Raw genomic sequence first — 23,629 nt, forward strand, 5'->3', positions numbered from 1 at the left:
GGGGGAGGCCGCCCAGACCGCCCGCCGTGCCGGTCCTCCGGGGCCGTCGGGTCCCAGGTGGTCGTCCACCGCGGTGTGCAGCGTCCGCAGCCCGTCCACCACCGCGTCCAGCTCGGCCCAGCAGGCGGCCGTCGGCCGGTGCTCCGCGCCGGCCGCGCCCAGCCAGGCCCCGACGGTCCCGGCGGGGCGTGCCCCGGGGTCCGCCCCGGCGGCCAGCACGGCGTGGAAGCGGCGGTCGCGCTCGTGGCGGGCCACCGCCAGCACCTGGTAGGCGCGGGCACGGGCGGCGGCCGTGCCGAGGTCCCCGGCCGGGTCCGTCGGCCCCGCGAGGCCCAGCTCCTCCAGGACGCGCACCCAGGACAGCACGCAGGACGCGGCGTCGAACAGCGCCTGCGCTCCCCGCAGCACCGCCGCCGCGGCCGGGTCGTCGAGGGACCCCCGGGAGAGGTCGTCGTAGCGCCGCAGCAGCTCCGTGCGCAGCGGCTCGACGTCACGGGGCGGCCGAGCCCGCAGGGCGTCGCGACGGGCCAGGGTGGAGGTGAGCTGCCACTCCGCCGGACGGGTCAGCAGCCGGGACAGCAGGGCGGCGTCGGTCCGGGCCCGGGAACGCAGGTACGCCCGGCGGCGCTCCTCGAGCGCGGGCCCGTCCCAGTCCCGGATCAGGGCCGCCAGCGGGTGCAGGCGGCCCCGGGCCACGAGCTGGGCGTCCAGGTAGTCGGACAGGGCCAGCACCTCGTCGTCGTCGGACTCCCGCCGGGGCAGCCGGGCGAGCGTGGCCGCGAGCGTGCCCCCGAGGCGCGGCAGGTCGCGCTCGAAGGCCACGGCCCGCTCGCGGCGGGGCGGGTCCGGGTCGAGGTAGAGCAGGGCCCGGTCGGCGTACCGCAGAGACGTCCTGGTGCGCGCCGCCTCCAGGGCCCGGTCGATGGGGATGTTGTCGAACACCCCGCCGTCGACCACGTGGTACGGGAGCTCCGTGGGATCGCGGTGCGCGCCGAACGCGTGGCTCAGGTCCGGGCGCGCGCCCCCCGGCCGCGGTGCGCCCTCCGGGCCCGGGGTGGGGGCGGACCACACCGAGGCCGGTTCGAAGGCGCCGGGGAAGGAGGCCGTGGCCCGGGCCGCGTAGGCGAGCCGGGACAGCGCCGCCGCGGCCTCCTCGGGTGCGCTGTCCCGCCCCGGGATGCCGTGGGCCAGGGGCGGGCCGGGGGATCCGGGCTCCGGGGACGAGAAGTGGAAGTCGCTGCGCCCCTCCGCCGACGCGCTGTAGGGGGAGGGGTCGCTGTCCAGGACCGTGGCGGACAGCTCGACCGTGACGTGCTCGGCCGCCAGGTCCGGGTGGTGCTCGGCGCCGGTCCGAAGCGCGTGGAGGGCGTCCAGCAGCCGGGGCCACAGGTAGTCGTCGCCGCGCAGCAGGGAGTCCACGGGGTGCCGTCCGAGCGGGCGCAGCAGCCGCCCCAGGGCGCCGTGCTCCGCCCAGATGCCGCCGAGGGCGTCCAGGTCGGACCCCGCGCGCTGGGCCACCGCGTGGACCACGCCGTTGAGCCCCCCGGCGCTCGCCCCCGCGAGCAGGTCGAGCTCCACCCGGTCGTAGCCGGCGTCGGCGAGCAGCCGCGCGTACACCCCCGCCCGCTCCTCGAGCGCCGGGTCGGGGACCGGGGAGGGGCGCAGCAGATAGGCGTGCAGCGCCCCGCGCCCGTCCCGGTGGATCCGGATCCGGCGCAAGAGGTCCAGCTCCGCCACCGCGCCGCCGATCCACACGGCGAGGCTGACACCGCCGCGCATGGCCAGGGCGAACCGGAGGGTGCGGCCGAACGCCGGGGGCCGGTCGGCCGTCGCCTCGGCGAGCCGCCGCGACGGCGGCAGGACCGTCAGCGGCAGGACCGGGACCTCAGCCGACAAGGGCGGCGAACGCCCGGGCCGGGCCGGGCCGGTGGGTCAGGTCGTGCCGGAGGTCCTCGAGCGCCCCCCGCCGCTCGTGGCCCTCGTCGAGCAGCTCCGCCACGGCGTCCCGCACCTCGGCGGTCGACAGGGCGTTGGGGTCCAGCACCGTCCCGAGCCCGGCGGCCTCGAGCGCCGCCGCCCCCGCGAACTGGTCCGTGGACATCGGGAGCAGGAGCAGGGGCACCCCGGCGGTGAGCGCCTCGGTCACGCTGTTGTTGCCCCCGTGGGAGACCGCGACGCTCGCCCGGCGCAGCAGCGTGACCTGCGGCAGGGTGGCCCGCACGAGCCAGGACTCCGGGACCGGGCCCAGCTCGGCGGGCCGGGTCGACCCCGCCGCGAGCGCGACCCGCACGTCCAGGCCGCGGAGGGCCTCCGCGACCCGGGCGAGCACGTCCCCGCGCACGGACAGGAAGCTGCCCAGGCTGAGGTAGACGACCGGGCGGTCCGAGGCGGCCAGCCACGCGGCCACCTCGGGGTCCTCGGCCTCCTCCCGGACGGCGGAGCCGAGGAACGTGTGCTCGGGCAGCGCCCGGGTCCGGTGCTCGTCGTGGAGCTCGCCCGGATAGTTGAGCAGGAGGTCGTCGCCGGTCTCCGCGAAGGCGTCGGCGCTCGCCGGGGTCCCCGGGGCGATCTGCTGCAGGGCGTCGTTCCACTGCTCGGTGAACTCGTCCCGCACGGACGAGCACAGCCGGTGCAGCGCCTCGAGCTCGGCCGGGGCCGGGCGCAGCCGGCCGGGCCACGCGGGCGGGTGCCCGTAGACCTCGTCGGCCACCGTCAGCGCCGAGGGGTGGCCCAGCACGACGTCGGCGTGCCGGATCCCGGAGCCCGTCAGGGCCAGGCGGGCCGCGAAGGCCAGGTGGTCCACGACCACCTGGTCCGGCCGGACCCGGTGCACCACGGCCTGGACCCGCCGGGCCGTGCCGAGCGGGTCCCAGAGCAGGTCGTCGCGCCGGGCCCGCGCCTGGAAGGCCAGGGTCTCCGCGGGGCCCCGGCGGGTGGCGGCGAAGAACCCGCGCAGGGCGTCGTCCTCACCGGGGGGCTGCTCCTCCGCCCGGATCACCCCGGGGTTGGAGCCGCGGCCCAGCGGCAGGATCTCGACCTCGAGGCCGAAGCCCCGGGCGATGGCGGCGGTCGCGGGACCGGTGGCCACGACCACCCGCTCCCCGGCGTCCCGCCACGCGGTGGCCAGGGTCGCGAGGGGGAACAGATGGGAGGCGTAGTCGGGGCTGATCACGAGCAGGGTCACGGGGTGGGGCTCCTGTCGGCCGCGTGCGCCACGGCGTCGTCGTAGACGGAGGTGAGGGTGGTCGCCATCACCTCGATGCTGAAGCGGGCGCGGACCAGGGCGCGGGCCGCGCGGGCGGCGCGCTCCGCGCCGGGGTGGGCCGCCAGGTCGAGGGCGCGGGCCACGGCGCGGGTGAGCGCGGCGGCCTCGCGGGTGTCGACGAGGACGCCGGTGACGCCGTCCTGCACGAAGGTGGCCGGCCCGCCGGCGTCGGGCGCCACGACCGGCAGACCGGTGGCCAGGGCCTCGACGAGCGCCACCCCGAACTCCTCCTTGAGGCTCGCGCAGACGTAGACGCCCGCAGGGGCGGACAGACCCGGACGGCCGCGCCGCACCGCGGCGAGCCAGGCGACCACCGTGGCGTGGGGGCGGTGGCCGGCCAGGAGCAGACCGGCGGACGCGGCCTCGTCGCGGGGCAGCGCGGCATCGATGCGGGCGAGCTGCTCGCGCTCGTCGGCGGAGGGGGAGGCGAGGTCCCCGCCCACGACGAGGAGGTTGCAGCGGGCGCGCAGCCCGACGTCCTGCACCCAGGCCTCGACGAGCGTGGCCGTGCCCTTCACCCGGTGCACGCGGCCCACCGTCACCACCAGCGGCAGTCCGCGCCGCGCGGCGGGCAGGCCCGCCAGGACGGCGTCGAGCTCGTCGAGGTGCGTCCCGGTGCCGGAACGCACCTGCTCGGCGGCACGGTCCACGGCCCCCAGGTCGATGCCCTCCGGCACCACCGTGCACCGGCCGGGCTCGTCGAGGTCCACGTCGAGCAGCTCGCGGGCGTCCCGAGCCAGGTCCGGGCGCGGGAAGAGCACCAGGTGCTCCGCCCGCGCCGCGAGGTCCGCCAGCAGGCGCACGCGGAACCACAGGTGCTCCACGGCATCGGCGGCGCCGAAGCCGGTGCGGGTCAGGGTGCCGGCGCGCTCGCGCGCGGCGACGAGCGCGTGCGGATCGGGGGCCATCGTGAGCACCCAGGGGATCCCGCGCTCCGCGGCCACCGCGGCGGCGGCCATGGAGCCCACGTCCGCCATGCGCAGGTGCAGGACGTCCACGCGCCCGGCCCGGCGCAGCACGCGCCGCAGCCCCCGCTCCGCGGCCACCCGCCGCGGCCAGGCGTCCGCCATGTGCACCGGAGGACCTGTGAAGGGCACGACGCCGAAGACGTGCCGGCTCGCGGCCGGTTGCGGGAGCGCGTCCCGCGCCTGGTCGTGCGTGCCCCGGGACACCGTCAGGACGCGGGCGACGCCGGGGTCGCGTCCCGCGCTGAGGGCGTCGCCCAGCTGGGCGAGCAGCGTGGCGATCCCGCCGTTGTCCCCGCGCCCCGAGAAGGTGAGGTCGCGGTCGATCTCCGCGTGCAGGAACGGCTGCAGCACGGTGAGCCCGTCGCAGCCGGGCGCGGGCCCGGCGCCCTCCCGCAGCTCCGCGGAGGCGAGCCGGGCGACGGCGGCCAGCGGCCCGCTCGTGCGCGCGCACTCCCGGGCGAGGTCCGTCAGCTCGGCTGCGCTGTCCGCAGGAGTGTCCGCCGCGCTCGCCGCGCCGTCGGCCGCGGACGGGGCGCCGGCGAACCACCGGTCCACCAGGGCCTCGAGCGCCGCCGCGCGGACCCCGTGGTCCTCGTCGGCGCTGCCGGCCAGGGCCCGCAGCCGTTCGGCGGGCCCGGTCCCGGGGACGAGGCCGAGGGTCTCGGCGAGCCGCGCGCGGCTGCCCGGGGCCACGGCTCCCGCGAGGGCGTGCTCGAGGGCGGCGGCGACCGCGTCCGGCGCCGTGGGGGCCCAGGCCTGCAGGGTGCGCTGGGCCAGCATGCCGGGGAAGCCGCCGCCGGCGACGAGGTCGGCGAGGGAGGCTGCGGCGCGGGGGAGGGGGTCGCGGTCGGCGAGGGCCCACGCGGTGTGCTCGCGCAGCCACGGCTCGTCGGCGCCGAGGAGCGCGGTGAGCAGGACGTCCGCGCGCGGGCCGGGCACGGAGGCGAGGGCGTGGACGGCGGCGACGGCCACGACCTGGTCCTCGCGCCGGTGGATCATCTCCACCAGGGCGGGCAGGGCCCCGGCGGGGTCCTGCCGCGCGGCCCGGACCAGGTCCTCCGTGCGGCGGATGGCGTCGAGGATCGACGGGGCGCGGCGGAGGGCCGCGAGGGCTTCGTGCGTCGCCGCGCCGGTGCGCGCTGCGCTCGTGATCGGGGCGCGGGGCGCGGCGAAGGTCATGGGTTCACGGTAGCCGCAGGCCCGGTCCCGCGGACAGCGGCACCGGTGATTCTCAGGATGCTGGGAGCCGGCGTGCGGCCCGGCGGGCGTCGGCGCGGCGGCAGAGCACGGCGAACAGGGCGCCCGAGAGGTTGTGCCAGACCGAGAAGACCGCGGCCGGCAGGGCCGCGAGCGGGTTCATGTACTGGGCCGCGAGCGCGGCGGCCAGGCCGGAGTTCTGCATGCCCACCTCCACGGCGGTGGTGCGGCGCACGGCGACCGGCTGTCGCGTCACCGCTCCCACGAGGTGGCCCAGGACCAGGCCGAGGACGTTGTGCAGGATCACGGCCGCGAGCACGAGCAGGCCGGCCTCGACGATCCGGTCGGCGCTGGCCGAGACCACGATGGCCACGATCAGGGCGATGGCCGCGACCGAGACCCATGGCAGGACGGGCAGGGCGCGCGCGACGAGACGGGGCACGAGCAGGCGCACGGCGAGGCCCGCGACGACGGGCAGGAGCACGATCTTGGTGATCGACCACGCCATGGACCCGCCGTCCACCGGCAGGTACTGCCCGGCCAGCCAGAGCGTGAGCAGCGGAGTGAGCAGCGGGGCGAGCAGCGTGGAGATCGAGGTCATGGCCACGGACAGCGCTACGTCACCGCGGGCGAGGTAGGCGACCACGTTCGAGGCCGTGCCGCCGGGGGCGCAGCCCACCAGGATCACGCCCGCGGCGAGCTCCGGCGGCAGCCGCAGGAGGAACACCACGAGGAGAGCCACGAGAGGCATGACCGCGTACTGGGCTGCCACGCCGAGCAGCACCGGCAGCGGCCGCTTCGCCACGAGCACGAAGTCCACGGGCCGCAGGGTCAGCCCCATGCCGAACATGACCACGCCGAGCAGGGGATTGATCCAGCCGGTGAGTCCGCTCACGGCGCCGGGGGCCAGGAAACCCACGAGACCGCCCACGATCACGAGCACGGGGAAGATCAGGACGGCGGCGTAGGCGCTGCGGTCGGGGGCGGTGGTCCCGGTCGCGGGACCGGCGGTCACCATCCGCGGGCCCGCCACTCCTCGAGGTGCGGACGCTCCGCCCCCAGCGTGGTCGGCTTGCCGTGGCCCGGGTGGATCACGGTGTCGTCGTCGAAGCGCTCGAAGACGCGCTCGGTGACGTCGTCCATGAGCTGCCGGAAGTCCTCGGGGCTGTTGGTCTTGCCCACACCGCCCGGGAAGAGGGAGTCGCCGGAGAAGATGTGCGCCGGGCCCGCGGGGTCGCGGTAGACCAGGGCGATCGAGCCGGGGGTGTGCCCGCGCAGGCCGATGACCTCGAGGTCGAAGCCGTCGAACTCGGCGGTGTCCCCGTCCTCGAAGGTCAGGTCCATGGGCACGGCGATGTCGGACTCGTCGTCGGCGCCGCACGCGGTCATGGCCTCGGAGCGGGACCGGACCTCCTCGAGGGCGCGCACGTGGTCCCAGTGCGAGTGGGTCGTGATGATCAGCTGCAGGTTGCCGTAGGCCTGCGAGCAGTCGCCGTTGCCGGCGCCCACGAGGCCGGCGATGGCCCGGGCGTCGTCGGCCGCGTCGATGAGGACCTGCGTGCCCTCGCCCTTGGACGTGAGGAGGTAGACGTTGTTGTCCATCTCGCTCACGGAGATCCGGCGAATCGTGACCTCGGCGAGGTCGGCGACCTCCGTCTTCGTTGCGATCATGCGGTACAGGCTACTCAGGGGTCTCCCAGGGATCCAGTCGGGCCGCCCGGGGGCCGCCGACCATGGCCTCCGCGCCGCCCGAGGGCGTAGAGACGGACGAGCCGGACTCTGCCGCCGCACGGTCCGAGCGTCATCTGACGGGAACTTCGCGACGGGGGTTCACGGGTCTGACCTGTACGAATAGCATCCTCGGCACCAGACGGCCGCGGCGTGGCCGATCTCCGCGCCGTCCCCGCCGGCCCAATTCCACTCCAGGAGCCCACCATGGCGTCCCCAGCAGCTCTTCGGCACGGCGTCCTCGCGGCCACCGTCGCACTCGCGATCTCCTCCTGTGGCCCGCAGGAAGGCTCACCGCCGCTCGCCGCCGGCGCGGCACCGGCCGCCGGGCAGTCTTCCGGGGCCGCCACGGCCGCCCCCGCGGCTCCGGGGGACCGCCTGCCCGATCTGGTCGCCCTGCCGCTGCAGTCCTTCCACGTCGCCTACGAGGACGGGGAGAAGGTCCTGCGCTTCGGCACCGACGTCCTGAACGACGGGGACGGGCCGCTGGACGTGACCGGCGTCCGCCCCAGTGTCCTGGAGCCAGACCTGAAGGTCTCGCAGAACATCCTGCGGACGGACGGCACCGTCAGGACCGTCGAGACCGCAGCCGTCATGCGCTATGCGACCCTGGACGGCCACGAGCACTTCCACGTGCAGGACTTCGAGCGCTATCGATTGCGTCCGGAGGACGGCACGGAATGGCGCGGCTCCCACAAGGAGGGCTTCTGCCTGCGCGACGACGGCAACCTGGGCGGCAAGCCCTCCCGGTACGACGACGACGACTTCTACTGCGGTGGGGAGGAGCAGAACGAGCTCCTGGAGCTCCGGCAGGGGCTGTCCGAGGGATGGGTGGACGTCTACGACTGGTATCTCGAAGGCCAGTACATCGAACTGGAGGGACTCGAGCTGCCGGGGAACTTCTGTGTAGAGGTCGAAGCCGACCCCGACGGGTTGTTCACAGAGAAGACCCGGGACAACAACACGACCTCCGCCATGGTCCGCATCACGGAGACGGCGGTCTCTCTCATCCGCCAGGGCTGCTAGGGCCAGGCCGCCACTCTTCACCGCTCCCTCCGGGGTGTGAGCAACGCGACCCCTCATGCCGTAGTCCTGGCTCCGGGGCATTGCCAAGGGCCGCCCGAGCACGTATGGTTGCGTGCGGCAACAAACTATCAATGGCGTCCGGCCGCACTGGCAAGCGCGTCGTCGAGGACGCGGACCCCGCCGCGGGCGGGGGGAGTGCGGACCGGGCGCCCGTTTGTCGATTCCCCGCACAGCCTTCCCGCACACCCCACCACCGGAGGATCCGATGCCCGTTTCCCACGACACCGCCGTGGAGCTGGTGCGCGACCTGCTGGAGCTGCAGCGGGTCATGAAGCGCGTGACCAAGACCGACGCGGGCGGCCGCCGGCTCAACCCCACGGCGATCGCGCTGCTCTACTACCTCGACAGCAACGGTCCGCGCCGGGCCACGGTGATGGCCTCCGAGACCGGTCTCGGACCCTCGGGTCTGAGCCGCCAGCTGGCCGTCCTCGAGGAGGAGGGCCACGTGGAGCGCACCCCCGACCCCGACGACGGGCGCGCCGCGCTCGTCGCCATCACGGAACGGGGCCGGGAGCAGGTCCGCGCCGTGCTGGAGGAGGACGCCCAGCGTCTCGCCGCGCGGCTCGAGGACTGGGACGAGCAACAGGCCCGCACCAGCCGCGGAGCCATCAACGAGATCACCACCGTCTTCCTGGACTCCCTCGGCGTGGAGCGCACCACGTCCTGCCGGGGACCGCAGGAGCACACCGACCAGAGGCACGCAGAACGAGAGCACGAGGAGCCGACCGCCCGATGACGTCACCGCAATCGACCGCCGCACCGGGCGGAGGGACCGGCGCCTCCCACGAGGACGTGCTGCGCGCGCTCACCGGGATCCTCTCGGTCTTCTTCATGGCGATGGTCACCCTCACCATCATCGGCACGGCCCTGCCCGTGATCATGGCCGACCTCGGCGGGGACCAGACCTCGCTGTCCTGGACGGTCACCGGCACCCTGCTCGCCAACGCCGCCACCACCCCCGTGTGGGGCAAGCTCGCCGACCTCTTCGACAAGAAGAAGCTGCTGCAGCTGTCCATCGTGATCTTCGTGCTCGGCTCGGCCATGGCCGGGTTGGCCCCGACCATCGAGTTCCTCATCCTGGCCCGCGTGGTCCAGGGCGTGGCCATGGGCGGGATCATGGCCCTGGCCATGACCATCATGGGCACGATCATCCCGCCCCGCGAGCGCGGCCGCTACGCCGGCTACATGGGCGCCGTGATGGCCGTGGCCACCTCCGCCGGCCCGCTGCTCGGCGGGCTGATCGTGGACCTCTTCGGGTGGCGCTGGGTGTTCCTCATCCCCGCCCCGCTCGCGGTCCTGGCGGCCGTGCTCGTCCACCGCACCCTGCACATCCCGCCGCAGGCGCCGCGGAAGGTGAGCATCGACTGGCTCGGCATCCTCCTGCTGGTCGTCTCGGCCTCCGCGCTGCTGCTGTGGGTGTCCCTGGCCGGCCAGCCGGGGATGTTCGAGTGGATCTCGCCGGCCTCCGCGGCCCTCGTGGCCACCGCGCTCGTGGGCACCGTGCTGTTCGTGCTCGTGGAGCAGCGCGCCGCCGAGCCGGTGCTGCCCATCCGGGTGGTCACCGAGCGCACCACCGCGCTCGCCATCCTCGCGGCCATCGCCACCGGCGGGGCCATGTTCGCCTCGACCACCTACCTGGGCCAGTACTTCCAGCTGGGCCAGGGCTTCAGCCCCACCATGGCCGGGGTGCTCATGCTCCCGCAGGTGTTCGGCTCCCTCGTGGGCGCCACGGTCGCCGGGCAGCTGATCACCCGCTACGGGCGGTGGAAGATCATCCTGGTGGTCGCCGCCGTGCTCATGTCCACGGGGCTGTTCCTCGCCGCGACCCTCACGCACGACACCACGCTGTGGGCCGTGGGCGTGTTCATCTTCCTGGTGGGCCTCGGCATCGGTGCGCTGAACCAGAACCTCGTCCTGGCCGTGCAGAACACCGTGGGGCTCAAGGACATGGGTGCGGCGTCCTCCTCGGTCGCGTTCTTCCGCACCCTGGGCGGCGCCGTGGCGGTGGCCGTCTTCGGCGCACTCATGAGCTCCCACCTCGCCCGGCAGCTGGCCGACAGCTCCCGGGCCCGGGGCGGGGACCCCGCGGCGGTGGACTCCTCCACCATGGACCTGGAGTCGCTGCCCGCGTCCGTCGAGGGCGTGGTGCGGGAGGCCTACGGCACGGGCACGGGTCTCGTGTTCCTGGTCGCCGCCCTCGCGTCCCTGGTGACCCTGTTCGCGGTGCTCCTCATCAAGGAGGTCCCGCTGCGCCGCACCGTGGACATCGTCGAGGTGGACCCCGCCACGGGCCGGCTCACGGTCGTCACCCGCAGCGTCGACGTCCGGGAGGTTCGCCGGCAGCAGGCGGCCGCCGCCGGCCGGGACCCCGAGGCGGCCGGTCCGCACCCGGACGGCGCCGGAACCGGCCCCGAGTCCTCCGGCCGCGCACCGGAGGATCCCGCCGGCGCACCGCAGGGCTCCGCCCGCGGCGGGGCGGCCCGGGAGCGGGTCCGCGAGGACACCTCCACCGGCCCCGTGGACCGGGTGTGAACCCGCCCACGGGTCCGGTCCCGATGTCCGGGCCCGGTACTAGAGTGGAGGGCGTGTCTGAGCCGATCCCCACGTCCACCCTGGTCCTGAACCCGTCGACCGACCCCTCCGAAGCCCTCGACGGGCCGGTGACCGCCACCGGCGCCCGGACCGCCCGCCGCTCCGACCTCACCGAGATCGTGGTGCAGGGCGCGCGTGAGCACAACCTCGACAACGTCTCGCTGACCGTGCCGCGGGACGCCATGGTCGTGTTCACGGGCCTGTCCGGGTCCGGGAAGTCGTCGCTGGCCTTCGACACGATCTTCGCGGAGGGCCAGCGCCGCTACGTCGAGTCCCTGTCCTCCTACGCCCGGATGTTCCTGGGCCGGGTGGACAAGCCGGACGTGGACTTCATCGAGGGCCTGTCCCCGGCGGTGTCCATCGACCAGAAGTCCACCTCCCGGAACCCGCGCTCCACGGTCGGCACGATCACCGAGATCTACGACTACATGCGTCTGCTGTGGGCCCGCGTGGGCCACCCCCACTGCCCCGAGTGCGGCGAGGCGATCGAGAAGCAGACCCCGCAGCAGATCGTGGACCAGCTCCTGGAGATGCCGGAGAAGACCCGCTTCCAGGTGCTCGCGCCCGTGGTGCGCGAGCGCAAGGGCGAGTTCGTGGACCTCTTCCAGGAGCTCTCCGCGAAGGGCTTCTCCCGCGCCACCGTGGACGGGGAGACCGTCCAGCTCACGGACCCGCCCAAGCTCAAGAAGCAGTTCAAGCACACCATCGAGGTGGTCGTGGACCGGCTCGTGGTCAAGGAGGGCATCCGCCAGCGCCTGACCGACTCCGTCGAGACGGCGCTGGGCCTGGCCGAGGGGCGCGTCGTCGTCGAGCTCGTGCCCCGCACGGACGAGGAGATCGCCCACCCGCTGGAGCTGCGCCGCCCGTTCTCCGAGAACCTCGCGTGCCCCAACGAGCACCCCCTGCAGGCCGACGAGATCGAGCCCCGCTCCTTCTCCTTCAACGCACCGTTCGGCGCGTGCCCGGAGTGCGACGGCATCGGCTCGCGCCTGGAGGTCGACGAGGAGCTCGTGGTCCCCAACCCGGACCTCTCCCTCGTGGAGGGCGCCATCGCCCCCTGGTCCCTCGGCAAGGCCACCAGCGAGTACTGGAACCGGCTGCTGGCCGGCCTGGGCCAGGAGCTGGGCTTCGACCTGGTCACCCCCTGGCACAAGCTGCCCGCCAAGGCGCGCAAGGCGATCCTCGAGGGCAAGGACTACCAGGTCACGGTGGCCTACCGGAACCGGTTCGGCCGGGAGCGGCGCTACACCCAGGGCTTCGAGGGCGTGATCGGCTACATCAAGCGCAAGCACGCGGAGACGGAGTCCGACAACGCCAAGGACCGCTACGAGCAGTACATGCGCCAGGTGGCCTGCCCCGCCTGCGACGGCGCCCGGCTGAACCCGACCATGCTCGCCGTGACCGTGGGCGGGCGGAACATCGCCGAGACCACCCGGATGCCCATGCGGGAGGCCCACGCGTTCTTCCGGGACCTGGAGCTCAGCGCGCGGGAGTCGAAGATCGGCGAGCAGGTGCTCAAGGAGATCCAGGCCCGCCTGACGTTCCTCGTGGACGTGGGCCTGGACTACCTCAACCTCGAGCGCGCCGCCGCGACGCTGTCCGGCGGCGAGGCCCAGCGCATCCGCCTGGCCACCCAGATCGGCGCCGGCCTCGTGGGCGTGCTCTACGTCCTGGACGAGCCGTCCATCGGCCTTCACCAGCGGGACAACCGCCGGCTCATCGGGACCCTCACCAAGCTGCGGGACATGGGCAACACCCTGATCGTCGTGGAGCACGACGAGGACACCATCCGCGAGGCCGACTGGATCGTGGACGTCGGTCCCGGCGCCGGCGAGCGCGGCGGGCGCGTGGTGCACTCCGGGACCTACGATAAGCTGCTCGCCAACGAGGAGTCCATCACGGCGGACTACCTCTCCGGCCGCCGGGCCATCCGGGTGCCCGCGCAGCGGCGCGCGATCGACCGCAAGCGGATGCTCAAGGTCGTCGGCGCCCGGGAGAACAACCTGCGCGGCATCGACGTGTCCTTCCCGCTGGGGGTGCTCACGGCGGTGACCGGGGTGTCCGGGTCCGGCAAGTCCACGCTGGTCAACGACATCCTCTACACGTCCCTGGCCAACAAGCTCAACGGGGCCAAGCAGGTCCCCGGCCGGCACAAGCGGATCGACGGCGTGGACCACCTGGACAAGGTGGTGCACGTGGACCAGAGCCCGATCGGGCGGACCCCGCGCTCGAACCCCGCCACGTACACGGGCGTGTTCGACCACATCCGCAAGCTCTTCGCCGAGACCCCCGAGGCCAAGGTGCGCGGCTACCAGGCCGGCCGGTTCTCCTTCAACGTCAAGGGCGGGCGCTGCGAGGCGTGCTCCGGCGACGGCACGATCAAGATCGAGATGAACTTCCTGCCGGACGTCTACGTCCCGTGCGAGGTGTGCAAGGGGGCCCGGTACAACCGGGAGACCCTCGAGGTGCACTACAAGGGGAAGACCATCGCGGAGGTCCTCGAGATGCCCATCGAGGAGGCCGCCGAGTTCTTCAAGGCGTTCGGCCCGATCGCCCGGCACCTCAACACCCTCGTGGACGTGGGCCTGGGCTACGTGCGGCTGGGCCAGCCCGCCACGACCCTGTCCGGGGGCGAGGCCCAGCGCGTGAAGCTGGGCGCGGAGCTGCAGAAGCGCTCCAACGGCCGGTCCATCTACGTGCTGGACGAGCCCACCACCGGCCTGCACTTCGAGGACATCCGCAAGCTGCTGCTCGTGCTGCAGGGGCTCGTGGACAAGGGCAACACCGTGATGACCATCGAGCACAACCTCGACGTCATCAAGTCCGCGGACTGGATCGTGGACCTCGGCCCGGACGGCGGCTCCGGCGGCGGACAGGTCGTGGCCGAGGGCACCCCCGAGCAGGTCGCGCGGAACACGGACAGCCACACCGGCCGGTTCCTCGCCGAGGTGCTCGCCGAGCGCCCCGCCCCCGCGGGGGCCGCCCGATGACGGCGCCCGTGGTGCTCTGGGACCTGGACGGCACCCTCCTCGACCCGGCCGGGGCGATCACCGGCGGCATCGCCCGGGCCCTGGCCGAGCACGGGCACGCCGTGCCCGAGGACCTGCGCCGGTTCGTGGGACCGCCCGTGGGCTTCTCGCTGCGGACCTTCACCGACGTCCCGGAGGAGGGGATCCCCGCGGTGGTCGCCTCCTACCGGGCCCGCTACCGCACCGAGGGCCTGGCGCAGACCCGGGTCTACCCGGGGGTCGAGGAGCTCCTGGAGCGCCTGCACGGCGCCGGGGTGCGGATGGCCGTGGCCACGCAGAAGCCCGAGCCCACGGCCGAGCTCGCCGTGGAGCGGTTCGGGCTGGGCCGCTGGTTCGAGACCGTCTCGGGGGCCGCCGACGACGCCGCGGCCGCCCCGCGCGACGGACAGGCCCACGACAAGCCCGCGATCATCGGCGAGGCCCTGCGCCGGCTCGGCGTGGACGCCCCGGACCCCGCCCGCACGGTGATGATCGGGGACCGCCGCTACGACGCCGAGGGCGCCCTCGCCCACGGCATCGACTGCCTGGGCGTGGCCTGGGGCTTCGCCGACGAGGACGAGCTGGGCACCGGCTTCGCCGCCGTGGCCCGGGACGCCGCCGAGCTCGGGGAGCTGCTGACCCGGTACACCGCCCCGGCGCCGACCGGCCGCTGACGGGGGACCCGACCGTGGCCGACCCGGAGAGCTACCGCCCCGCCCGCCAGGACATCCCGACCGCCCCGGGGGTCTACCGCTTCCGCGACGAGTACGGGCGCGTGGTCTACGTGGGCAAGGCCAAGAACCTGCGCAACCGGCTGAGCTCCTACTTCGCGCCCCCGCACGCGCTGAGCCCCAAGACCCGCGCCATGGTCACCACCGCGGCCGGCGTCGAGTGGACCGTGGTGGGCAGCGAGCTGGAGTCCCTGCAGCTCGAGTACACGTGGATCAAGGAGTTCAAGCCCCGCTTCAACATCGCCTACCGGGACGACAAGTCCTACCCCTACCTCGCCGTGACCATGGCAGAGTCCGTGCCCCGGGCCCAGGTGGTGCGCGGGGAGAAGAAGAAGGGCAACCGCTACTTCGGGCCCTACTCCCAGGCCTGGGCCATCCGCGAGACCCTCGACGCCCTGCTGCGCGTCTTCCCCGTCCGGACCTGCTCGAAGGGCGTCTACCGGCGCGCCGAGCAGTCCGGGCGCCCGTGCCTGCTGGGCTACATCGACAAGTGCTCCGCCCCGTGCGTGGGACGGATCTCCGAGGAGGACCACTACGCCCTCGCGGAGGACCTCTGCCGGTTCATGGCCGGGCACGCCACCCCGTTCATCAAGGAGCTCCAGCGGCAGATGCAGGAGGCCGCCGCCGCCATGGACTTCGAGACCGCCGCCGCCCGCCGGGACGACATCGCCGCGCTCGAGAAGGCCTTCGAGCGCAACGCCGTGGTGCTCTCCGACAGCACCGACGCCGACTTCTTCGCCCTCGCCGAGGACGAGCTGGAGGCCGCCGTGCAGGTCTTCCACGTCCGCGGCGGCCGGATCCGCGGCCAGCGCGGCTGGGTCACCGAGAAGGTCGAGGAGGCCGACGGCGGACGGCTGCTGGAGCAGCTGCTGGAGCAGGTCTACGGCGAGACCGCGACGGACGCCGCCGAGAGCGCCCAGGCCGCCGCGCCCCCGGCCCCTAGCGGGTCCAAGCACCGGCCCTCCGCGGAGCTCGCCTACCGGGAGGACGCCATCCCGCGCACCGTGCTGCTCTCGGAGCCCGCGGACAGCGCCGACCGGCTCGAGGAGTGGCTCTCGGGCCTGCGCGGGTCCCGGGTCTCGATCGCCGTCCCGCAGCGCGGGGAGAAGGCCCACCTCATGGAGACGGTGCAGGAGAACGCCCGGCAGGCCCTGAAGCTGCACAAGTCCCGCCGGGCCGGTGACATCACCACCCGGTCCGCGTCCCTTCAGGAGCTGCAGGAGGCCCTCGACATCCCCGTGCCGCTGATGCGCATCGAGTGCTACGACATCTCGCACGTGCAGGGGACGAACGTCGTCGCCTCCATGGTCGTCTTCGAGGACGGGCTGCCGAAGAAGTCCGACTACCGGAAGTTCTCGGTCACCGGCGAGGCCGCCCGGGACGACACCGCGTCCATGTACGACGTCATCTCCCGGCGGTTCCGCCGGCACCTCGAGGAGCAGGCCGAGCGGGAGGCGGCCGGTCCGCGCACCGGGCAGGTCGACGCCGGGGCCGAGGCCCCCGAGCGGGCACGGTTCGCCTATCCGCCCAGCCTCGTGGTGGTCGACGGCGGGCCCCCGCAGGTCGCCGCCGCCGCCCGGGCGCTGTCGGACCTCGGGATCGAGGACGTGCACGTGGTGGGGCTGGCCAAGCGGCTCGAGGAGGTCTGGGTGCCGGACGACGAGTTCCCCGTGATCCTGCCGCGCGCGAGCCAGGGCCTGTACCTGCTCCAGCGGATCCGCGACGAGGCCCACCGCTTCGCCATCACCTTCCACCGGAAGAAGCGCTCCTCCGCCATGACCGTCTCCGTGCTCGACGAGCTGCCCGGGGTGGGCCCCGCGAAGCAGAAGGCGCTGCTGAAGCACTTCGGCTCCGTCAAGAAGCTCCGGGCGGCCCGCGTCGAGGAGATCGAGCAGGTCCCCGGCTTCGGACGGGCCCTGGCCGAGAAGGTGGCCGCCGCGCTGCAGGCCTCGGACGCCGAGACCGCCCCGGCGGTCAACATGACCACGGGCGAGGTGCTCTCCTGAGATCGGGCGCGCCGCCGGGAACGCCGCGGCACCCCGCCGACTTCGTTAGGCTGGGGCGGGACCGCCGCGGGCGCCCGGCCGAGACCGGTGCCCCGGGTGCGGCCGGGCAGCAGGCACGGACCACCAGGCGCAGGCCACCACGACGGGAAACGGAGCGGACATGAGCGAGAACACCGCCGGAGCGGACGTCGGGACGGCCCCCGGGACGGACCAGGTGAAGCCGACGAGCTCCGAGCTGCTCGTCGTCACGGGCATGTCCGGGGCCGGGCGCAGCACGGCCGCGAACGCCCTCGAGGACCTCGGATGGTACGTGGTCGACAACCTGCCGCCCCAGATGCTGCACACCCTCGCGGACCTCGTCTCCCGGACCCCCCAGGCCCTGCCCAAGCTCGCCGTGGTCATCGACGTGCGCGGCAAGGCCCTGTTCAGCGACATGAAGGAGACGCTGGCCGCCCTCGAGGACTCCGACGTCGACTTCTCGGTGCTCTTCCTGGACGCCGCCGACGAGGTCCTGGTCTCCCGCTACGAGCACCAGCGCCGTCCCCACCCGCTGCAGGCCGGCGGGCGGATCCTCGACGGGATCCGCGCCGAGCGCGCCCTGCTGACGGACCTGCGGGAGTCGGCCGACGTGGTCCTGGACACCTCCGGGTTCAACGTGCACGCGCTGTCCCGGGCCGTGGCCGACCTGTTCTCCACGAACGGGCCCGTGGTCCTGCGCCTGACCGTGCTCAGCTTCGGCTTCAAGTACGGGGTCCCCGCCGACGCCAACTACGTGGCCGACGTCCGCTTCATCCCCAATCCGCACTGGGTGCCCTCGCTGCGTCCCCGCACCGGCAAGGACGACGAGGTCCGGGACTACGTCTTCCAGGACGAGGGCCCCCGGCAGTTCGTGGACCGGTTCGTCGCCATGCTGGAACCCGTCTTCACGGGTTACCGTACGGAGAACAAGCACTACGCCACCATCGCGATCGGCTGCACGGGCGGGAAGCACCGCTCCGTGGCCGTGAGCGAGGAGGTGGCCCGCAGGCTCGCCAAGCTGCCGCTCGTGACCGTCACCATCCAGCACCGGGACATGGGCCGGGAGTGACCGGCTCGCCCTCACCGCGACGGGACCCCCCGATGACCCTTCCGCCCACCGGCCCCTTCCCCCGCCTGCCCCTCGGCAGCGGTGCCGACGCCGACCCGCACCACTCGCCGGACCTCGCCGCACGGCGGCCCGGCGGGGCCAGCCCGTCCGTGGTCGCCCTCGGCGGCGGGCACGGGCTCTCCGCCAACCTCGCCGCCCTGCGCCGGATCACCCCGGTGCTCGCCGCGGTGGTCACGGTGGCCGACGACGGCGGCTCGTCCGGGCGGCTGCGCGACGAGCTCGGCGTCCTGCCCCCGGGGGACCTGCGGATGGCCCTCGCCGCGCTGTGCGACGACTCCGAGTGGGGGCGGACGTGGCGCGACGTCATGCAGCACCGGTTCGCCTCCTCGGAGGGCCGCCCCACGACGCTGGACAACCACGCGCTGGGCAACCTGCTCATCGTGACGCTGTGGGAGCTGCTCGGGGACCCGGTGGCGGGCCTCGAGTGGGCGGGCGCGCTGCTGGGCGCCCGCGGCCGCGTGCTGCCGATGTCCACGCAGCCCCTGGTCATCGCCGGCGACGTCCCCGGCATCCCGGCCCGCGCCGGAGCGGGCGCGCCGGACGCCGGGGCCGACGGCGGGGCGCGGACGATCACCGGCCAGGCGCTGCTGGCCAAGCAGGCCGACGTGTGCAACGTCCGGCTCGTGCCCCCGGACGCCCCGGCCTGCCCGCAGGCGGTCGAGGCAGTGGGGCTCGCCGACTGGGTGATCATGGGCCCGGGCTCGTGGCACACCTCCGTGCTGCCGCACCTGCTCCTGCCCGAGCTGCGCGAGGCGATCTGCGGGTCCCGGGCGCGCCGCTGCGTCACCCTGAACCTCTCCCCGGACACCGAGACGCGCGGCAAGACCGCCGCCGACCACCTGCGGGTCCTGCACGACTACTGCCCCGAGCTGACCCTGGACGTCGTGCTCGCCGACCCCTCCGCCACCGAGGACGGCGCCGATCTCGAGGAGGTCGCCCGCGGCCTGGGCGCCGAGGTGTTCTACGCCGACGTCCGGGCCCACCCGGGCACGGCCGTGCACAACACGCTCCGGCTCGCGGCCGCCTACCAGGAGATCTTCGAGCGCCACCGCTGAGCCCCTCCGCCCGTCCCGTCCCCACCCCCCAGAATCACCAGGAAAGGAACCGCGTGGCCCTGACGTCATCGGTCAAGGAAGAACTGTCCCGTCTCGAGATCAAGAGGTCCTCGGAGCGGCGCGCCGAGCTCTCGGCGCTGCTGCGCTTCGCCGGCGGCCTCCACATCGTCTCGGGGCGCATCGTCGTCGAGGCGGAGGTGGACCTCGGCGCCACGGCGCGCCGGGTGCGCCGCGCCGTGCACGAGGTCTTCGGCCACGCGAGCGAGATCGTGGTCGTCTCCGGCGGCGGGCTGCGCCGCGGCAGCTCCTACGTGGTGCGCGTCGTCGAGGACGGCGAGGCCCTCGCCCGCCAGACCGGGCTGCTCGACTCGCGCGGGCGCCCCGTGCGCGGGCTCCCGCCGGCCGTGGTCAACGGCGCCGTGGCCGACGCCGAGGCCGTGCTCCGCGGGGCCTTCCTCGCCCACGGCTCCCTCACCGAGCCCGGCCGCTCCGCGGCGATGGAGTTCACCTGCCCGGGCCCCGAGGCCGCCCTCGCGCTCGTGGGCGCGGCCCGCCGGCTCGGGGTCCTCGCGAAGGCGCGCGAGGTGCGCGGTGTGGACCGCGTGGTCGTGCGGGACGGGGACGCGATCGCCGCGCTGCTCACCCGGATGGGCGCCCACCAGACGCTCCTCCAGTGGGAGGACCGGCGGATGCGCAAGGAGGTGCGCGCCACCGCCAACCGCCTCGCCAACTTCGACGACGCCAACCTCCGCCGCTCCGCGCAGGCCGCCGTGGCCGCCGGGGCCCGGGTGGAGCGCGCCCTGGAGATCCTCGGCGACCAGGTCCCGGAGCACCTGCGCCAGGCGGGGGAGCTGCGGCTGTCCAACAAGCAGGCCAGCCTCGACGAGCTCGGCCGGCTCGCCGACCCCCCGCTCACCAAGGACGCCGTGGCGGGCCGGATCCGCCGGCTGCTGGCCATGGCGGACCGGCGGGCGGAGGAGCTGAACCTGCCCGGCACCGACGCCGGCGTCGCCGCGGAGGCCCTGCCCTCCTGAGCGGAGTCCCGGGGACGAGTCCCGGGGAGCGGTTCCGGGGAGGAGTTCCGCCGGCGCGATCCCGCCGGGGCGGCGGAGCCCCGACCGCTCCGCGTGGGTTTCCGAGGCCCTCGCGCCGTCGATGTGGTTTTGTGTGGGTTTGAAGACGAATACCGGGTCAATCTTTCATGACCCCAAGACATCCCAGGGATAACCACGTAGAATGGGTCGTGGTTCAACGATCCAGACCCCGACCAACACAGGAGCACCCAGTGACCATTCGAGTGGGCATCAACGGTTTCGGACGCATCGGACGCAACTTCCTCCGCGCGGCGCGCGAGCAGGGCGAGAACATCGAGGTCGTGGCCGTCAACGACCTCACGGACCCGGAGGCCCTGGTCCACCTCTTCAAGTACGACTCCATCATGGGCCGGTTCCCCGGCGAGGTGACGCTCGACGGCGACACCATGACCGTGGACGGCCACCCGGTGAAGTTCCTCGCCGAGCCCGACCCCGCCAAGCTGCCCTGGGGCGAGCTCGGCGTGGACGTCGTCGTCGAGTCGACCGGCCGCTTCACCAACGGCACGAAGGCCAAGGCCCACCTGGACGGCGGCGCCAAGAAGGTCGTCCTGTCCGCTCCCGGCAAGGAGATCGACGGCACGTTCGTGCCCGGCGTGAACCTCGACGACTACGACGCCGCCTCGATGGACATCGTCTCCGCGGCCTCCTGCACCACCAACTGCCTCGCGCCCATGGCGAAGGTCCTCAACGACGCGTTCGGCATCGAGCAGGGTCTGATGACCACCATCCACGCCTACACCGCCGACCAGAACCTGCAGGACGGCCCGCACAGCGACCTGCGCCGCGCCCGCGCCGCCGCCCTCAACATGGTGCCGACCACCACCGGCGCCGCCGCCGCCGTGGGCCTGGTGCTCCCCGAGCTCAAGGGCAAGCTGGACGGCTTCGCCGTACGCGTGCCCGTGCCCACCGGCTCCGTCGTGGACCTGACCTTCGACGCGCAGAAGGAGGTCACCGTCGAGTCGGTCAACGCCGCCATGAAGGAGGCCGCCGAGGGCCCCATGAAGGGCATCGTCAAGTACACCGAGGACCCCATCGTCTCCTCGGACATCCAGGGCGACAGCATCTCCACGATCTTCGACGCCCCGCTGACGAAGGTCATCGGCAACCAGGTCAAGGTCATCGCCTGGTACGACAACGAGTGGGGCTACACCTCCCGCCTCGTCAACGTCGTCTCCCACGTCGGCGCACAGCTCTGACGCCGCGGCCGGGCGGCGCCGCCGGGGTAGGGTGAGTGACATGGCTCATGCACTTGACGAACTGATCGCCGACGGCGTCGCCGGGCGCCGCGTCCTGGTCCGCTCCGACCTCAACGTCCCTCTGGACGGCTCCACCGTGACCGACGACGGCCGCGTCCGCGCGTCCCTCCCGGTGCTGGGAAAGCTGGCCGGCGCCGGGGCCCGCGTCATCGTGATGGCGCACCTCGGCCGGCCCAAGGGACAGGTCGACCCGAAGTACTCGATCGCCCCGGCCGCGCAGAAGCTGGCCGAGCTGGCCGACTTCCCCGTGGCGGTCGCCTCCGACGTCGTCGGGGAGGACGCCCGCCAGAAGGCCGAGGCCCTCGCCGACGGGGAGGTGCTCGTCATCGAGAACGTGCGCTTCGACCCCCGCGAGACGTCGAAGGACGACGCCGAGCGCGGCGCCTTCGCGGACGAGCTCGCCGCCCTGACGGGCGAGAACGGGGCCTACGTCGACGACGCCTTCGGCGCGGTGCACCGCAGGCACGCCTCCGTGTTCGACATCGCCCACCGGCTCCCGGCCTACCTGGGCGACCTGGTCAAGCGCGAGCTGGACGTGCTCACCAAGGTGGTCTCCGCCCCCGAGCGCCCTTTCGTGGTGGTCATGGGTGGCTCCAAGGTCTCCGACAAGCTCGCCGTGATCGAGAACCTCATCGGCAAGGCCGACGCGCTGCTCATCGGCGGCGGCATGGTCTTCACGTTCCTCGCCGCCCAGGGACACTCCGTGGGCGGGTCCCTCCTGGAGCAGGACCAGATCGGGACGGTCAAGGACTACCTCGAGAAGGCCTCCGCGGCCGGCACCGAGATCGTCCTGCCCGTGGACATCGTCTACGCGGCGGAGTTCGCCGCGGACGCCGCGCACGAGGTGCGCCCGGTCGACGCCATCGAGGACGGCGAGATCGGCTCCACCGGGCTCGGCCTGGACATCGGCCCCGAGTCCGCGAAGCTGTTCGCCGAGCGGATCCGCGGGGCGAAGACCGTGTTCTGGAACGGCCCGGCGGGCGTGTTCGAGATGGAGGCCTTCTCCGGGGGCACCCGCGCGGTGGCCGAGGCCATCGTGGCCTCGGACGCCATGAGCGTCATCGGCGGCGGCGACTCCGCCTCGGCGGTGCGCAACCTCGGGTTCTCCGACGACCAGTTCGGGCACATCTCCACCGGCGGCGGCGCCTCCCTCGAGTTCATCGAGGGCAAGGAGCTGCCCGGGGTCGTGGCCCTGGGCGCCTGACCCGCACGCTCCACCACCGGCTCGGGGGCGTCCCGGACGCCGCACCTCCCGGGGCGCCCCTGACGCCCAGCGCACCACTGCCGAAACGCACGACGAGCGGCGCACCCGCCGCGGACAGGAGTCCCCGATGACCTCGCAGACCAACGGACAGTTCGACCGCACGCCGCTGATCGCCGGCAACTGGAAGATGAACATGGACCACGCCCAGGCGATCACGCTGCTGCAGAAGCTCGCGTGGACCCTGGACGACGCCAAGCACGACTACACCCGCGCCGAGGTGGCCGTCTTCCCGCCGTTCACCGACCTGCGCTCCGTCCAGAGCCTCGTGGACGGTGACGACCTGCGCGTCGTCTACGGCGCCCAGGACCTCTCCGACCAGGACTCCGGCGCCTACACCGGCGACATCTCCGGGCAGTTCCTGGCCAAGCTCGGCTGCAGCTACGTGCTCGTCGGCCACTCGGAGCGCCGCACCATCCACGGCGAGTCCGACGAGCTGTGCAACGCCAAGATCGCCGCCGCCCACCGCCACGGCCTCGTCCCGGTGCTGTGCGTCGGGGAGGGCCTCGAGGTCCGCCAGGCCGGCGAGCACGTCGACTTCACCCTCCAGCAGCTGCGCGGCTCCATCGCCGGCCTCGAGGCCGAGCGCGTGGCCGAGCTCGTGGTGGCCTACGAGCCCGTCTGGGCCATCGGCACCGGCGAGGTCGCCGGCCCCGAGGACGCCCAGGAGATGGCCGCCGCCATCCGCGCCGAGCTGGCCGGGCTCTACGACGACGACACCGCCGCGAGGACCCGCATCCTCTACGGCGGATCCGCGAAGGCCGCCAACGCGGGCTCCATCCTCAAGGGCAAGGACGTCGACGGCGTCCTCGTCGGCGGCGCCAGCCTCGACGCCGAGGAGTTTGCTAGCATTGCCAGGTTCGAGCAGCACCTCGTGACCGACTGATCACGACCCCCTGCCCGTCCGCGCCGTCCGGGCGCGGCTGCTCGACGGACACCCCCGAGGGAAGGCCCCAGTGGATATTCTGCAGAACGTGCTCCTGGCGATCATCGTGCTCACGAGCCTCCTGGCCGTCCTGCTCGTGCTCCTCAACAAGGGCAAGGGCGGAGGCCTCTCCGACATGTTCGGCGGCGGCATGACGCAGTCCCTCAACACCTCCGGTGTGGCGCAGAAGAACCTGGTCCGGCTCACCACGGCCACGGCCGTGGTGTGGGCGCTGTCGATCGCGGCCTACGCGCTGACCATGCGCTTCGCCGACGTGGCCGTCTGAGCCCACCGCACCCCGGAACCCGAC

At 73.7% G+C, this 23,629-nt stretch carries 18 protein-coding genes; 13 read left to right on the forward strand and 5 right to left on the reverse strand.

Going from position 1 to position 23,629, the window contains the following annotated elements:
- The 5 genes from ACFU0Y_RS07200 to ACFU0Y_RS07220 form a co-directional block, all read right to left on the reverse strand.
- Positions 1 to 1,896, reverse strand: a 1,896-nt coding sequence (locus ACFU0Y_RS07200; protein ID WP_380213783.1) for a patatin-like phospholipase family protein, incomplete at its 3' end; no start/stop codon positions are given.
- A complete protein-coding gene (locus ACFU0Y_RS07205) occupies positions 1,886 to 3,184 on the reverse strand; it encodes a glycosyltransferase (protein WP_380213784.1) in 1,299 nt (432 codons plus the stop codon). The genes ACFU0Y_RS07205 and ACFU0Y_RS07200, both read right to left, overlap by 11 nt.
- On the reverse strand, positions 3,181 to 5,412 hold the full coding sequence (locus ACFU0Y_RS07210; RefSeq protein ID WP_380213785.1) for a glycosyltransferase: 2,232 nt from the start codon (positions 5,410 to 5,412) through the stop codon (positions 3,181 to 3,183). Before ACFU0Y_RS07210 ends, ACFU0Y_RS07205 begins: the two co-directional genes overlap by 4 nt.
- Positions 5,413 to 5,464: 52 nt before the next feature.
- The gene (locus ACFU0Y_RS07215) at positions 5,465 to 6,448 is read right to left on the reverse strand and encodes a bile acid:sodium symporter family protein (protein ID WP_380213786.1); all 984 of its coding nucleotides are present in this window, start codon (positions 6,446 to 6,448) and stop codon (positions 5,465 to 5,467) included.
- Positions 6,442 to 7,101, reverse strand: a complete 660-nt coding sequence (locus ACFU0Y_RS07220) for an MBL fold metallo-hydrolase (RefSeq protein ID WP_380213787.1) — start codon at positions 7,099 to 7,101, stop codon at positions 6,442 to 6,444. The genes ACFU0Y_RS07215 and ACFU0Y_RS07220 overlap by 7 nt, the downstream gene beginning before the upstream one ends.
- Before the next feature lie 264 nt (positions 7,102 to 7,365).
- Between ACFU0Y_RS07220 and ACFU0Y_RS07225 the strand changes: the two genes are divergently transcribed.
- The 13 genes from ACFU0Y_RS07225 (at position 7,366) to secG (ending at position 23,605) form a co-directional block, all read left to right on the forward strand.
- Entirely contained in the window at positions 7,366 to 8,184 is an 819-nt protein-coding gene (locus ACFU0Y_RS07225) for a lysyl oxidase family protein (protein ID WP_380213788.1), read from the forward strand.
- A 265-nt stretch (positions 8,185 to 8,449) separates the two neighbouring features.
- Positions 8,450 to 8,980 carry a MarR family winged helix-turn-helix transcriptional regulator gene (locus ACFU0Y_RS07230; RefSeq protein WP_380213789.1) on the forward strand — a complete coding sequence of 177 codons (531 nt, stop codon included), beginning with the start codon at positions 8,450 to 8,452 and terminating at the stop codon, positions 8,978 to 8,980.
- Positions 8,977 to 10,776: an MFS transporter gene (locus ACFU0Y_RS07235; protein WP_380213790.1), complete on the forward strand. Its 1,800-nt coding sequence runs from the start codon at positions 8,977 to 8,979 to the stop codon at positions 10,774 to 10,776. The genes ACFU0Y_RS07230 and ACFU0Y_RS07235 overlap by 4 nt, the downstream gene beginning before the upstream one ends.
- 44 nt (positions 10,777 to 10,820) lie before the next feature.
- The gene (uvrA, locus tag ACFU0Y_RS07240) at positions 10,821 to 13,826 is read left to right on the forward strand and encodes an excinuclease ABC subunit UvrA (RefSeq protein ID WP_380213802.1); all 3,006 of its coding nucleotides are present in this window, start codon (positions 10,821 to 10,823) and stop codon (positions 13,824 to 13,826) included.
- Complete coding sequence (locus ACFU0Y_RS07245) at positions 13,823 to 14,518, forward strand: HAD hydrolase-like protein (protein ID WP_380213791.1); 696 nt, start codon at positions 13,823 to 13,825, stop codon at positions 14,516 to 14,518. The genes uvrA and ACFU0Y_RS07245 overlap by 4 nt, the downstream gene beginning before the upstream one ends.
- 14 nt (positions 14,519 to 14,532) lie before the next feature.
- Positions 14,533 to 16,581 (forward strand): excinuclease ABC subunit UvrC, encoded by a 2,049-nt coding sequence (gene uvrC, locus ACFU0Y_RS07250; RefSeq protein WP_380213793.1) that lies wholly within the window; start codon positions 14,533 to 14,535, stop codon positions 16,579 to 16,581.
- Positions 16,582 to 16,741: 160 nt separating this feature from the next.
- Complete coding sequence (rapZ, locus tag ACFU0Y_RS07255) at positions 16,742 to 17,668, forward strand: RNase adapter RapZ (protein WP_380213794.1); 927 nt, start codon at positions 16,742 to 16,744, stop codon at positions 17,666 to 17,668.
- 32 nt (positions 17,669 to 17,700) lie between these two features.
- Positions 17,701 to 18,783: a uridine diphosphate-N-acetylglucosamine-binding protein YvcK gene (gene yvcK / locus ACFU0Y_RS07260; RefSeq protein ID WP_380213795.1), complete on the forward strand. Its 1,083-nt coding sequence runs from the start codon at positions 17,701 to 17,703 to the stop codon at positions 18,781 to 18,783.
- A gap of 53 nt (positions 18,784 to 18,836) precedes the next feature.
- Positions 18,837 to 19,817, forward strand: a complete 981-nt coding sequence (gene whiA, locus ACFU0Y_RS07265; RefSeq protein ID WP_380213796.1) for a DNA-binding protein WhiA — start codon at positions 18,837 to 18,839, stop codon at positions 19,815 to 19,817.
- A 251-nt stretch (positions 19,818 to 20,068) separates the two neighbouring features.
- Positions 20,069 to 21,073 carry a type I glyceraldehyde-3-phosphate dehydrogenase gene (gap, locus tag ACFU0Y_RS07270; protein WP_380213797.1) on the forward strand — a complete coding sequence of 335 codons (1,005 nt, stop codon included), beginning with the start codon at positions 20,069 to 20,071 and terminating at the stop codon, positions 21,071 to 21,073.
- Between the two features lie 40 nt (positions 21,074 to 21,113).
- Positions 21,114 to 22,337 (forward strand): phosphoglycerate kinase, encoded by a 1,224-nt coding sequence (locus ACFU0Y_RS07275; RefSeq protein ID WP_380213798.1) that lies wholly within the window; start codon positions 21,114 to 21,116, stop codon positions 22,335 to 22,337.
- 127 nt (positions 22,338 to 22,464) lie between these two features.
- The gene (gene tpiA, locus ACFU0Y_RS07280; protein WP_380213799.1) at positions 22,465 to 23,280 is read left to right on the forward strand and encodes a triose-phosphate isomerase; all 816 of its coding nucleotides are present in this window, start codon (positions 22,465 to 22,467) and stop codon (positions 23,278 to 23,280) included.
- A 70-nt stretch (positions 23,281 to 23,350) separates the two neighbouring features.
- Entirely contained in the window at positions 23,351 to 23,605 is a 255-nt protein-coding gene (gene secG, locus ACFU0Y_RS07285; protein ID WP_380213800.1) for a preprotein translocase subunit SecG, read from the forward strand.
- Positions 23,606 to 23,629 lie beyond the last annotated feature (24 nt).

This window comes from Kocuria sp. NPDC057446 (assembly GCF_042802875.1).
Taxonomy (GTDB): Bacteria; Actinomycetota; Actinomycetes; order Actinomycetales; family Micrococcaceae; genus Kocuria.

Excerpts from the sequence above, each read along its gene's own strand:
- ACFU0Y_RS07210 (WP_380213785.1), bottom strand. The coding sequence starts at position 5,412 with ATGACCTTCGCCGCGCCCCGCGCCCCGATCACGAGCGCAGCGCGCACC.
- ACFU0Y_RS07215 (WP_380213786.1), bottom strand. The coding sequence starts at position 6,448 with ATGGTGACCGCCGGTCCCGCGACCGGGACCACCGCCCCCGACCGCAGC.
- ACFU0Y_RS07220 (WP_380213787.1), bottom strand. The coding sequence starts at position 7,101 with ATGATCGCAACGAAGACGGAGGTCGCCGACCTCGCCGAGGTCACGATT.
- ACFU0Y_RS07225 (WP_380213788.1), top strand. The coding sequence starts at position 7,366 with ATGGCGTCCCCAGCAGCTCTTCGGCACGGCGTCCTCGCGGCCACCGTC.
- ACFU0Y_RS07230 (WP_380213789.1), top strand. The coding sequence starts at position 8,450 with ATGCCCGTTTCCCACGACACCGCCGTGGAGCTGGTGCGCGACCTGCTG.
- ACFU0Y_RS07235 (WP_380213790.1), top strand. The coding sequence starts at position 8,977 with ATGACGTCACCGCAATCGACCGCCGCACCGGGCGGAGGGACCGGCGCC.
- ACFU0Y_RS07245 (WP_380213791.1), top strand. The coding sequence starts at position 13,823 with ATGACGGCGCCCGTGGTGCTCTGGGACCTGGACGGCACCCTCCTCGAC.
- rapZ (WP_380213794.1), top strand. The coding sequence starts at position 16,742 with ATGAGCGAGAACACCGCCGGAGCGGACGTCGGGACGGCCCCCGGGACG.
- yvcK (WP_380213795.1), top strand. The coding sequence starts at position 17,701 with ATGACCCTTCCGCCCACCGGCCCCTTCCCCCGCCTGCCCCTCGGCAGC.
- ACFU0Y_RS07275 (WP_380213798.1), top strand. The coding sequence starts at position 21,114 with ATGGCTCATGCACTTGACGAACTGATCGCCGACGGCGTCGCCGGGCGC.
- tpiA (WP_380213799.1), top strand. The coding sequence starts at position 22,465 with ATGACCTCGCAGACCAACGGACAGTTCGACCGCACGCCGCTGATCGCC.